Here is an 11,766-nt window from a genome sequence, read left to right on the forward strand (position 1 = left end):
AGCCACCGCCCCCCGGACGGGCATCGGGCCACGGTTGTACAACCGGGGTCGACACCGGGCCGGGCAGGTGTCACCGCCGGTCCGACGACGAACGGTGGCCACGCACAGGACAGTTGACGGTGTGATCGAAGTCAACGGACTGACCAAGCGATACGGCGGCGCCACCGCCGTCAAGGACCTCACCTTCACCGTCCGGCCGGGCGAGGTCACCGGCTTCCTCGGACCCAACGGGGCCGGCAAGACCACCACGCTGCGGATGCTGCTGGGCCTGGTCGAGCCGACCGCCGGGACGGCCACCCTCCGGGGCCGGCCGTTCCGAGAGCATCCGCGCGGGCTGCGGCACGTCGGCGCCCTCCTGGACGCGGGTGACGTGCACGGCGGCCGCACCGCCCGCGCCCATCTCGCCGTGCTGGCCCGCAGCAACGGCATCCCGCGCTCCCGGGTCGACGAGCTGCTCCATGAGGTGGGTCTCGCCGGGGCGGCCCGCCGCCGGATCGGCGGCTTCTCCCTCGGGATGCGCCAGCGCCTCGGTATAGCCACCGCGCTGCTCGGCGACCCGCCGGTGCTGCTCTTCGACGAGCCGCTCAACGGCCTCGACCCGGAAGGGGTGCTGTGGGTGCGCGGCCTGTTCCGCCGGCTCGCAGCCGAGGGCCGCACCGTATTCGTCTCCAGCCACCTGATGACGGAGATGGAGCACACCGCCGACAGGCTCGTCGTCATCGGCCGCGGCGAACTCATCGCAGCCGAGAGCCTGACGGCGTTCGCCGCCCGGAGTAGCCGCCTCAGCGTGACGGTAGGCACCACCGACCCCGCAGCACTGACCCCGCTGCTCACCGGGGAGGGCGCCGACGTGGTCCGGGATGGCGATCGGCTCACGGTCACCGGGCTCACCGCCGCCCGCATCGGTGAGCTCGCCCTGCATCACCGCGTACTGCTCCATGAACTCAGCACGTCCGGCGCCTCGTTGGAAGACGCGTTCATGGAACTCACCGCAGAAAGCGTCGAATACCTCGCAGGAGAGACCCGATGACCATGGCCGCGCCCACGACAGCGCCACGCACCCGCATGACCGAGGACGAACCCCGTGCCCGCTTCCGTGAGCTGCTCACCGCCGAGTGGCTCAAGACGTGGTCGCTGCGCTCCACCTCCTGGATGTACGCGATCACCGCGCTGGCCGTCATCGCCTTCAACGCCGGCACGGCCTACGACCACTACAAGTACTGGTACCAGTACGACGACCGCGGCCGCGAGTCCTTCATCGCCAACGGCTCACCGCTCATGGACGCCTTCACCGGGAACGGGGCCCTGGTGCTGGTGCTGGCCGTCGCCGCGATCGGTGCCGTATCGATCACCGGCGAGTACGGCAGCGGCCTGTTACGCACCACCTTCACCGCCGTCCCGGCCCGCCGCTCGCTGATGGCCGCCAAGGCCCTCGTCCTGACCGTGGTCACCACTGTCTTCGGCGCACTCGTCGCCCTGGCCTCGTTCGCCTCGACACAGGCGATCCTCTCCGGCCGGGACGCCTCGGTCTCCCTCTCCCACCCCGGCGCCCTGCGCCTCGTCGTCGCCTCTGCGTTGCTCGCGCCGGTGGCCGCGCTTGCGGGCCTGGCGATCGGGGCGGTGATCCGCCACACCGGAGGTTCCGTCATCGGGTGCGTGGTCGTGCTGCTTCTGCTCCCGATGGTGCTGAGCGACCGCCGGCACCTGACGGCGGTGCTTCAGCACACGCTTCCCTACAGCGCGTGGGAGCGGCTGTCCGTCTCGGATCTCCATGCATCTGGCCTCTATCCGTGGACGGTCTCCGGGGCCTGGACGGTTTACGCGCTCTGGGCGCTCCTGGCGGGAGCGGTCGCCGTGGTCGCGGTGCACCACCGGGACCAATGACCGGTTCCACAACTCGCTTGCCCCGCAATATATTTCAGAAACCTGCTGGAAATTCTTGCGACTCTCTTGACGTGTTCACTGCCGTGGCGGCAGGCTCCGAAGTCCCCCACGGTGGCCAGGCGCGTGGCCACCCACGCCGGGTGCGGACCCCACATCCGTACCCGCGAACGAAGGAGCCGCAATTGAGTTCCCGCGTCGCTCGCGCGACCCTGGCCGGCCTGCTCGCCGCCGCCGGTATCACCGCCCTCGCCCCCTGGACCTCCCAAGCGACCCCACCGGGCGAGAAGACCGTCACCGCCACCCTGTTCGAGTGGAAGTACGACGCTGTGGCCCGGGCCTGCACGGACTCGCTCGGTCCGGCCGGCTACGGCTACGTGGAGGTCTCGCCCGCCTCCGAACACATTCAGGGCGACCAGTGGTGGACCTCCTACCAGCCGGTCAGTTACAAGATCGCCGGACACCTCGGGGACCGCGATGCGTTCACGTCCATGGTGGAGAGCTGTCACTCGGCCGGAGTGAAGGTCGTGGCAGACGCCGTCATCAACCACATGTCGTCCGGCTCGGGCACCGGGACCGGCGGCACGGCGTACACGAAGTACGCCTACCCCGGGTACTTCCAGGACCAGGACTTCCACGGCTGCCGCAAGGACATCAGCAACTACGGTGACCGGGGCGATGTCCAGACCTGCGAACTGGTGGGCCTGGCCGACCTCGACACCGGCAGTGATGCCGTCCGTACGACGATCGCCGCATACCTCTCCGACCTGCGCGGCCTGGGGGTCGACGGCTTCCGCATCGACGCCGCCAAGCACATGGCCGCCGACGACATCGCCGCGATCAAGGGCAAGATGTCCGACCCGGGCTTCTGGGTCACCGAGGTCATCTACGGCGGCGGCGAGGCGGTCCAGCCCGACGAGTACACCGGCGTCGGCGATGTCGACGAGTTCCGGTACGGCGGCCACCTCAAGAGCGCTTTCCAGGGCGGTTCGCTCACAGGTCTGAAGAACATCGCCGACGGCAAGCTGGCGAGCGCGAGCGCCCGCACGTTCGTCGACAACTGGGACACCGAGCGCAACGGTTCCACGCTGACGTACAAGGACGGCGCGGCCTACAGCCTGGCCAACGTCTTCATGCTCGCCTCTCCCTACGGCTCCCCGAACGTCTACTCCGGTTACGCGTGGTCGGACAAGGACGCGGGCCCGCCGAACGGCGGTGCGGCCGCGTGCGGCGGCGAAGGGTGGACCTGTACACACGCGCAGACGGCGATCACCGGCATGGTCGGCTTCCACAACGCCACGGCGGGCGCGGAGCTGACCGACTGGTGGGACAACGGCTCGTCGGCGATCGCCTTCGGCCGCGGTGACAAGGGCTTCGTGGCCATCAACAACGGCGACGGCGAGCTCCGGCAGACGTTCAGCACCTCGCTTCCCGCAGGCACCTACTGCAATGTGGCGCAGGCTGCCCCGGACGCCTGTGACGGCAACACGGTGCAGGTCGGAGACGGCGGCACGGTGACGGCGACCGTACCGGCGAAGGGCGCGCTGGCACTGCACGGCTGATCTCCGACCGGGTGCCACTGGCCGTCGGTGCCTCCGTCGGAGACACCCGGCCGGTGGTGCGCCGTCATGCGGACGGGGCGTCGAAGTAATGCCCCTTGGCGAGGTCCTCGATCAGCCCCGGGTGCGTCGGCTGCCACCCGAACGAGGCGCGGGTCAGGTCGCTGGAGGCCGGCCCGTCCATGCTCACGGCTCCGCCCAGCCAGCCGAAGTGCGCCTCCGCGTCCTCCGGAGAGACGGAGGCGACGGGGAGGCCCAGCCGGTGGCCGATGGTGTCGGCGACCTCGCGAAGCGGGACGCCCTCCTCGCCGACCGCGTGCAGGGTCGACCCCGCGGGGGCGTTCTCCAGTGCGAGGCGGACGAGGTGCGCGGCGTCGGCGCGGTGCACGGCCGGCCAGCGGTTGGCGCCGTTGCCGATGTAGCCGGAGACGCCCTTGTCGCGGGCGGTGCCGACCAGGGCCGCCATGAACCCGTGATCCCCTTCGCCGTGCACCGTCGGCGGGAAGCGCACGACGGACGAGCGGACGTTCCGCGAGGCGAGGCCGATGGTCAGCAGGGCCGTGGCCAGCCGGGCCCGTGCGCCCTCGAACGGCGCCTGATGGCCGGGGCTCAGGCCGTCCCGCTCGGTGGCGACACGGCCCGGGGCGAGCCCCAGCGTGCCGGAAGCGATGACGAAGGGCTTGCCCGAACCCGCGAGCGCCTCGCCGAAGGTCTCGACGGCGCGGCGGTCCGCGTCGGCCGCGTCCTGGAAGCCCCCGGAGAAGGCGATGTCGTGCTTGAACGCCAGGTGGATCACGCCGTCGGCACCGGCAGCCGCGTCGCGCAGGGCGCCGAGGCCGTCCAGGTCGCCGCGCAGCACCTCGGCGCCTGCGGCGGTGAGCGCCTCGGCCGAGGCGTCCGAGCGGGCGAGCCCGACGACCTGGTGGCCCGCGCCGACGAGCTCGGGGACGACGGCGGAGCCGATCCAGCCGGACGCGCCGGTCATGAATACACGCATGGGAGACCTCCCGGGTTGGTCGACCGTGCGGATCGTGCCGTCGGAAAGGGCAGCACCACACGGGTCAATGTCAGCGACTGACATCACCCTACTCCTGATGTCGGTCACTGTCATCACGCGGAGTCGGCGGCACATAGAATCGGCGGCATGAGTCGATGGGAGCCGAACGCGCGGGGCAGGCTGGAGCAGGCCGCGATGGAGCTCTACGGTGAGCGCGGCTACGAGAAGACGACCGTGACCGAGATCGCCGGACGGGCGGGGCTCACGGAGCGCACGTTCTTCCGGCACTACGCCGACAAGCGCGAGGTCCTGTTCGGGGGCTCGGTCCTGCTCCAGGGACTGCTCGTGGACACCCTCGCCGAGGCGCCCGCCACCGCCTCGCCGATCGACGCGGTGGCCGCGGCGCTCCACGCCGCCGCGGCCGTGTTCGACGAGCGGCGCGAACAGTCCCGGCAGCGGCAGAAGATCATCTCGGCCAATGCGGAGCTTCAGGAGCGGGAGCTGGTCAAGCTCGACTCCCTCGCCGCGGCCCTCGCCGAGGCGCTGCGGGCCCGCGGCGTCACGGAGCCGGCCGCGAGCCTGGCGGGCGAGGCGGGAGTCGCCGTCTTCAAGGTCGCGTTCGTGCGCTGGATCGGCGCCACCGGCGAACAGGGCATGGGCCGGTTCATCCAGGAGGCGCTCGACGAGCTCAAGTCCTTGACGGCGGGCGGCGGCGCCTGACAGCAGTGCGCCCCGTCACGGAAGGACGGGGCGCACGGTGTCGCGGGGCAGGGCGGAATGGTGGCAGGGGTGGGGACGGTGCCGGGCGGACGCGGTACGGCGAACGTCTCCCGGCACCGTTCACTTCCCTACGGGAAGCGCACCGTTCGCTTCCCTACGGGAAGGACACCACCTGCGACGGAACGGTGGACGTCCCCGAGGTGGGCGAGCCCGTGTCGTTGATGACGTGGTCGTACTGGCCCTGACCGCCGAGGGAGACGACGAGCAGGTCGTGGAACTTCACGCCGGGCTTCACCGGTGCCTCGAAGCCGTGACCCTGCACGATCGTCGGGTCGACGTTGTAGTAGCAGTAACTGCCCAGCCCCCAGCCCTCGTGGGTGGTGACGGAGTCGTCGACCTTGTAGGCCGCGAACCCCTTGGTGTCGCCGTTCTGCACGGCGGCCTGGTTCGGGGCGTCGTACGACTTCTCGTTCTGGAAGAAGATCGTCTTCCCGTTCTCGCCCGACCAGCGGACGTCGTACTTGTTGAAGTGCTCGACGAACAAGCCCGTCGCCAGCACGTTGTCGCCGTTGACCTGGAGGCCGTAGTCGGAACGGTTGGTCTCCCAGCCGACGCCCTCGCCGTGGTCGGCACGCCACAGCCAGGTGTGGTCGATGATCGTGTCGTTGCTGTTGATCACCATGGCGGTGGTGGCCTTGCCGGCCCCCGCGCCGCCGACCCGGGCGAACACGTCCTGGAGGGACGTCGGGTTGTCCGCGTGGCTCGTGGTCGAGCCCTCCGTGCCGACCTCGATCAGCGACTTGGAGTTGGTGGTACCGGCGTCGATGAGCAGTCCGGCGAGCTTCACACCGTCCACGTCACCGACCTTGATGGCCGTGACCCCGTTGTCCGGGACGATCGTCGCGAGACCCAGACCGAGCGCGACCGTGTCGGCGCGGTCGATGTTGATCGTCTGGTCGACGTGGTAGACACCGGGCGTGAACAGCAGGTGCAGGCCCTGCTGTACGGCCGCGTTGATGGTCTCCGCCGTCGCGCCGGGCTTGACCACGTAGAACTGGTCCAGCGGGATCGACTCGCCCTGCGGAGTGCCGTTGCCCCATGACGTGCCGCGTGCGTTGGTGCGCTTGGCGGGGACGAACACCTTGTAGTCGTTGCCGTCCAGGTACAGGAACGGCTTCTCGCGCGAGACCGGGGTGTTCTCCAGGGTCGTGTACGGCGGCTCGGGGAAGCTCTGGGCGGGCGCGCCCTCGACGCCGGAGAACGTCATGTTCCAGACGCCGTTGCCCCAGCCGCCGATGGAGCTGTCGCGGGTGTACCACTGCTGCTGCGAGTACGGGCCGACCTGGCCGTCGATCTTGCTGTCGGCGATGTACCCGCCGCTCGCCCAGCCGTAGCCGTCGGGCGCGAGGTTGAGACCGCCCTTGACGTGCATCCGGCGGAAGGGAGCGGCCTGGGAAACGGCCCAGCGGTCGGTGCCGCTGACCGGGTTGAGTGCGAGGTTCTCCGCCGAGCGCCAGAAGTTCTGCGTGGCGTTGCCGTTGAACCAGCCCGCGTCGACGGTCACATCACCGTTGAACGTGGTGTCGTCCGGGTTCAGCCCGAGGCCGGCGATCTGGGTGTAGAACCCGATCTGCGCGTTGATGTTGTTGTACGTGCCCGGCTTGAACATCAGCGCGTAGCGGCCGTCACCGAACTGCGCCGACTCCTGCTTCTTGAACACCTCGTCGACCTTGGCCTGGATGTCCGGCGTGGACGGGTCGAACACCATCACGTTGGGTCCGAGATCGCCGCCGCCCTCGATGGCCTGCGCGTTCTCGCCGAAGGCGGTCTGCGCCGTGGGGACGGCCATGAGCAGGGAAACGGCGAACGCGGCGAACCCGAACGAGCGGGTCCTGCGCCTGCGCCGGGGTGCTGTGGGGGTTCCCGTGGGGGGAGTGGTGGGGGTTTCCGTGGGGGGAACATGCATGGGCGTACGTCTCCTGGGTCGTGGTGCGGGTGACACGACGTGCTTGCTCTGAGAGCGCTCTGAGAGCGCTCTCCGACCGGTGTCGATGGTTCCGCCGTTACCCGGGACACGTCAAGAGGTGTGCAACAGGAGCCTCAACCGATCCCTCTGGGCGCAATAATTAACGTCAGGGGAACGGCAATTGACCCGCTTCGCTCTCAGTTCGGGGTGCGGCTGAGTTCAGAAATTGATGTTGCCGAACTCTCCGAACGTGCCGCCGGAGAACGCCAGTTCGTCGAAGAGGCCGAACTCTCCGAACTCGCCGCCGGATAATGCCAGTTCGCCGCACTCTCCGAACTCGCCGTCGGGGCATGTCAGTTCGCCGCATTCTCCGAGCTCGCCGTCGGAGCCTGTCAGTTCGTCGGAGATGCTGAACTCGCCGCACCTGCGATGCAGTCCGCGCTCCGCGCGTACCGGTACGCCGGCGCGGACCCGGCCGCGTCGGTCGCGGGCCCGACGGGGACGGTCGGCGCCCGGGCCGACGGGCCGGAGCCGGGTGGTCTAGGGTCGGGCGATGTGACGGACGCCGCCCGACTGACAGCGACCAGGGCCTATTACGACACCGTGGCCGAGGGCTATGCCGAGCGCGTGAAGGGTGCCTTCGCGCAGGACGTGTGGGGACGGGCGATGCTCGGCGCGTTCGCCGAGGAGGTACGGGGCGACGGCGGCCAGCCCGTCGCCGATCTCGGGTGCGGGCCGGGGCACGTGAGCGCGCACCTGGCTGCGCAAGGTCTCGCGGTCCGGGGCGTGGACCTGTCGCCGCGCATGGTGGACATCGCCCGGCGCAGCCACCCGCAACTGCGGTTCGACGTGGGCTCGATGAGCCGTCTGGAGCTGTCGGACGGGGAGCTCGGGGGTGCCGTCGCCTGGTGGTCGATCATGCACACGCCTCCGCCGATGCTGCCCGGCCTGTTCGCCGAGTTCCACCGGGTGCTGGCTCCCGGCGGCCGGCTGCTGCTCGGGTTCCATGCCGGCGAGGACCAGCCGTACGCGGGGCGCGAGCGGGACGGCGGCGTGTTCTACGACATCCACCTGCTCTCGCCCGACCGGGTCGGCGAACTGATGGAGCGGGCCGGGTTCACCGTCACCGCACGGATGCTGGGCGAGGGCGACACCTGGCCATGGGCCTGTCTGGCGGGCCGTCGGTCCGACGCCGTCAGCGCTCCCCGCGCGGCTTACGCCAGATCCTGATCTCGGTCGCCGGCAGCCGCTCCGCGAAGCGGAGGCCGGGCGAGGCGTCGCGCAGCACGGTGCGCACCTCCTGCTCGAAGTCCGCCCGTTCGTCACCGAACAGGTGGGGGGCCGAGTCGGAGCGGGAGAACACCCACGCCACGAGGTCGTCGGCGCCGCGCACGACGACCTCCCCGGCGGGCACCACATGCCGTTCGCAGCTCCCGAACCCGGCCTGCTCCAGCACCCGTTCCTCCTGGTTCGCTGTGCCGTGGACCAGCATTCCGCTTCCGGCGCGGCGCACCGGGCCCAGGCGTCGGCGCACCACGTCCGCGATGCGCTCGTACGGAGGCGCGGGCAGGGGGAGCGGCCCCGAAGCGGGAGGCGGATCCTTCAGGTCGTTCACATGAACGAACGCCCCGCCCGGCTCCAGCATGTCCCGCACCGTGGCCGCGACCCGTTCCCGCTCCGTCCAGTGGAACGACTGGGCGAAGACCACGGCGTGGAACAGACCGAGGTCCGCCGGCAGGTCCTCGGCCCGGGCGTGGACCCAGCGCACGCGGTGCAGCTCGCGCGCTCGGGCCCGGCGGTCCGCTTCGGCCAGCATGTCCGCGTCCGGGTCGAGCCCCACCACCTCGGTGACGTACCGCGCCATGTCGAGCGTCACGGTGCCCGGCCCGCACCCGACGTCGAGGAGCCGGCCGCGTCCGGTGAGGCCGAGCGCGTCGGCGAGTACGTCCGCGTAGCCGGGTGCGTACGGCAGCCGCCCGCGCGCGTAGTGGGCCGCGCTGCCCCGGAACAGGGTGCTGTCCCACTGCCATTCCTCAGCCATGCCCAGTCCCTTCGGTCCGCCTCGTGAGCAGCGAACCACAGGAGCGACCTGGCCGGCACCTTGGTCAGGTGGGGTGCCGGCCAGGAGTGTGGGGGGGGCAGGTGTCAGGAACGTGCGCCGTGGGCGCGGGTGATGCGGGCGATCGCCTCGACGGTCAGGGCCCGGTCGTGGGGCTCGGTCTCCAGGGCGCGGTGGATGGACAGGCCCTCGATCAGCGCGTCGAGCTGACGTGCCGTCGCCGGGTCGAAGTGCCACTCCAGGGCGACGCGGCTGCGGCGCATCCACTCCCGCGTCAGCTCGCGGTAGGCCGGCTTGCGGGCGGCGAGGGTGTACAGCTCGTGGGTGAGGACGAGCTCGCGCTGGTTGCCACCGGAGAGGTGGTGGACCAGATCGGCGACCGCCTCGCGGGCCTCGTCGGGAGTCGAGGCTGCGCCGAGACGCTGCTCGAAGACGGCGACGATGCTGCTGGAGAAGCGTGTGAACGCCTCCCGCAGCAGCTCGTCCATGCCACCGAAGTGGTACGTCATCGAGCCGAGCGGCACACCGGCACGCGCGGCGACCTTGCGGTGCGAGGTCCCGGCGACCCCCTCCTCGGCGATCAGGTCGAGCGCGGCGGTGATGATGCGTTCCCGCCGCTCGGGGTCGTTCTGTCCGGTCGCCACGGTGGTTCCTTCTGCCGAGAGGGGTTCTAGATCGAGCGGATCACCCGGGCCGGGTTGCCGACCGCGACCACGTTGGCGGGCACGTCCTTGGTCACGACGGCTCCCGCGCCGATGACGCTGTTGTCCCCGATGGTCACCCCGGCCAGCACGATCGCGCCGCCGCCCAGCCAGACATTGTCGCCGATCGTGATCGGCCTCGCCGCTTCCAGCTTGTCCCGGCGCGGCTCCGGTTCCACCGGGTGGGTGGGGGTGAGCAGCTGGACGTTCGGCCCGATCTGGCAGTCGCGGCCGATGGTGATCGGGGCCACGTCCAGGGCGGTGAGGTTGTAGTTGATGAACGTGTCCTCGCCGACCGTGATGTACGAGCCGTAGTCCACGTACAGCGGCGGCCGGATGTGCGCACCGGCGCCGAGGCCTCCCAGGAGCTCGGCGACGACGGGCTGCGCGGCGTCGGGGTCCTCTGTGTAGGCCGCGAGATACCGGGCGGCGAGGCGCACGGCCCGCCGCTGGGCTTCCACGATGTGGGGGTCGTCGGCGACGTAGAGGTCCCCGGCGAGCATCCGCTCATGGTTCGTACGCGGGTCTCCCGCGAAGTGGTCCGTCATGGGTACGATCGTACACTCCAAGGGCGTACGATCGTACGCTCCTGCTGATTTCCCTTCTGGACTGCCGAGGCCCGCTTCATGGATGCCGCCACACGCCGCAGGCGTGCCGCCCTGTTCCTCTTCATGCTTGCCGCCGGGACCGGCATGGCCTCCTGGGTGGCGCGCACCCCGGCCGTCAGGGACGGACTCGACGTGTCCACCGGCGCGATGGGTCTGGTGCTCTTCGGGCTGTCCACCGGTTCGATGGCCGGCGTGACCGCCTCCGGGCCGCTCGTACGCCGTTACGGGGGCCGGGCGGCGATCACCGTCGGCGCGGGACTGATCGTCGCCGGGCTGCTGGTCGTCGCCGCCGGCACGGGTGTGTCGCTGGCGGGCGGGGTCTTCTGCGGACTGGCCCTGTTCGGCGGTGGGATGGGGCTGGCGGAGGTCGCGTTCAACATCGAGGGCGCGGACGTGGAGCGGCTCATCGGCCGGCCCGTACTGCCGGTGCTGCACGGCTGCTTCAGCCTGGGCACCGTCGTCGGGGCGCTGCTGGGCATGGCGCTGACCGCGGCCGCGTTTCCCGTCGGCTGGCATCTGACGGCCGTCTCGGTGCTCGTCGCCGCCGCCGCGGTCCTGGCCGTCCGCGCGCTCCCGCACGGCACGGGCAAGGAGACGGCAGGGACGGCCGGAGAGGGTGGGTGGCGGAGCCAGTTCACGGTGTGGCGGGACCGGCGGCTCGTCCTCATCGGGGTGATCGTGCTGGCCATGGCCTTCGCGGAGGGGGCGGCCAACGACTGGCTGCCGTTGCTGATGGTGGACGGATACGAGGTGAGCGCCACCGCCGGCTCGCTGACCTTCCTGGTCTTCGCCTCCTCGATGACGTTCGGCCGCTTCGCCGGCGGCCCCCTCCTGGAGCGCTACGGACCCGTCCGGGTCGTCCGGATCAGCGCGGTCATCGCCGCGCTGGGCCTGGCGGTGGTGATCGTCTCGCCGAGCCCGGTGATGGCGGGCGCCGCCACGGTGCTGTGGGGCCTGGGTGCCTCGCTGGGCTTCCCGGTCACCGTGTCCGCGGCGGGCGACCACCCGCACGACGCGGCGGCGCGCGTCGGTGCGGTCTCCACCGCGGGCTACATCGCCTTCCTCGTCGGGCCGCCCGCGCTCGGCTTCCTCGCCGACCACATCGGACTCCGGCTCACCATGACCGTCGTCCTCGCCCTGCTGGCCGTCGCTTCCACCCTGGCCGGATCGCTCGCCACCGGCCGGCGGGCGGACGCGGAGCCCCTCATCGCCTGAGGGTCTTTCGTTTGGATCGGGCCGGGAACAGGGTGCCGGGCCCGGGAGCCCGGCACGATC

General features: G+C 70.8%; 11 protein-coding genes. 6 read left to right on the forward strand and 5 right to left on the reverse strand.

Annotated elements, in window-relative coordinates; translation table 11 throughout:
* Nucleotides 1–121 precede the first annotated feature (121 nt).
* The 3 genes from ACGFZA_RS03485 to ACGFZA_RS03495 all read left to right on the forward strand — a co-directional run bounded on the left by ACGFZA_RS03485 (nt 122) and on the right by ACGFZA_RS03495 (nt 3,443).
* Nucleotides 122–1,030 carry an ABC transporter ATP-binding protein gene (locus ACGFZA_RS03485; RefSeq protein WP_385275611.1) on the forward strand — a complete coding sequence of 303 codons (909 nt, stop codon included), beginning with the start codon at nt 122–124 and terminating at the stop codon, nt 1,028–1,030.
* Nucleotides 1,027–1,884: an ABC transporter permease gene (locus tag ACGFZA_RS03490; protein WP_393676861.1), complete on the forward strand. Its 858-nt coding sequence runs from the start codon at nt 1,027–1,029 to the stop codon at nt 1,882–1,884. The genes ACGFZA_RS03485 and ACGFZA_RS03490 overlap by 4 nt, the downstream gene beginning before the upstream one ends.
* 182 nt (nt 1,885–2,066) lie before the next feature.
* Entirely contained in the window at nt 2,067–3,443 is a 1,377-nt protein-coding gene (locus ACGFZA_RS03495; protein ID WP_393676863.1) for an alpha-amylase family protein, read from the forward strand.
* A 64-nt stretch (nt 3,444–3,507) separates the two neighbouring features.
* Here the strand turns inward: ACGFZA_RS03495 and ACGFZA_RS03500 are convergent, their stop codons facing one another.
* Complete coding sequence (locus ACGFZA_RS03500; protein WP_385275602.1) at nt 3,508–4,437, reverse strand: SDR family oxidoreductase; 930 nt, start codon at nt 4,435–4,437, stop codon at nt 3,508–3,510.
* Nucleotides 4,438–4,584: 147 nt separating this feature from the next.
* On the opposite strand from ACGFZA_RS03500, the gene ACGFZA_RS03505 reads away from it, so the two are divergent.
* On the forward strand, nt 4,585–5,157 hold the full coding sequence (locus ACGFZA_RS03505) for a TetR/AcrR family transcriptional regulator (RefSeq protein WP_393676866.1): 573 nt from the start codon (nt 4,585–4,587) through the stop codon (nt 5,155–5,157).
* Between the two features lie 154 nt (nt 5,158–5,311).
* Here ACGFZA_RS03505 and ACGFZA_RS03510 read toward each other — a convergent pair whose 3' ends face one another.
* Nucleotides 5,312–7,123, reverse strand: coding sequence for a coagulation factor 5/8 type domain-containing protein (locus tag ACGFZA_RS03510; RefSeq protein WP_393676868.1), 1,812 nt, complete (start codon nt 7,121–7,123; stop codon nt 5,312–5,314).
* Between the two features lie 429 nt (nt 7,124–7,552).
* Between ACGFZA_RS03510 and ACGFZA_RS03515 the strand changes: the two genes are divergently transcribed.
* Nucleotides 7,553–8,353, forward strand: a complete 801-nt coding sequence (locus ACGFZA_RS03515) for a class I SAM-dependent DNA methyltransferase (RefSeq protein ID WP_393676870.1) — start codon at nt 7,553–7,555, stop codon at nt 8,351–8,353.
* Here the strand turns inward: ACGFZA_RS03515 and ACGFZA_RS03520 are convergent.
* From ACGFZA_RS03520 to ACGFZA_RS03530, 3 genes are all read right to left on the reverse strand, one after another.
* On the reverse strand, nt 8,319–9,164 hold the full coding sequence (locus ACGFZA_RS03520; protein WP_393676872.1) for a class I SAM-dependent methyltransferase: 846 nt from the start codon (nt 9,162–9,164) through the stop codon (nt 8,319–8,321). The two genes, ACGFZA_RS03515 and ACGFZA_RS03520, sit on opposite strands and share 35 nt — an antisense overlap.
* A gap of 104 nt (nt 9,165–9,268) precedes the next feature.
* Entirely contained in the window at nt 9,269–9,826 is a 558-nt protein-coding gene (locus tag ACGFZA_RS03525) for a TetR/AcrR family transcriptional regulator (RefSeq protein WP_385275587.1), read from the reverse strand.
* Between the two features lie 26 nt (nt 9,827–9,852).
* A complete protein-coding gene (locus tag ACGFZA_RS03530; protein WP_385275584.1) occupies nt 9,853–10,431 on the reverse strand; it encodes a sugar O-acetyltransferase in 579 nt (192 codons plus the stop codon).
* Nucleotides 10,432–10,509: 78 nt separating this feature from the next.
* On the opposite strand from ACGFZA_RS03530, the gene ACGFZA_RS03535 reads away from it, so the two are divergent.
* Entirely contained in the window at nt 10,510–11,706 is a 1,197-nt protein-coding gene (locus tag ACGFZA_RS03535) for an MFS transporter (RefSeq protein WP_393676875.1), read from the forward strand.
* The last annotated feature ends 60 nt before the right edge of the window (nt 11,707–11,766 follow it).

It is taken from the genome of Streptomyces sp. NPDC048211 (assembly GCF_043202315.1).
Taxonomy (GTDB): Bacteria; Actinomycetota; Actinomycetes; order Streptomycetales; family Streptomycetaceae; genus Streptomyces.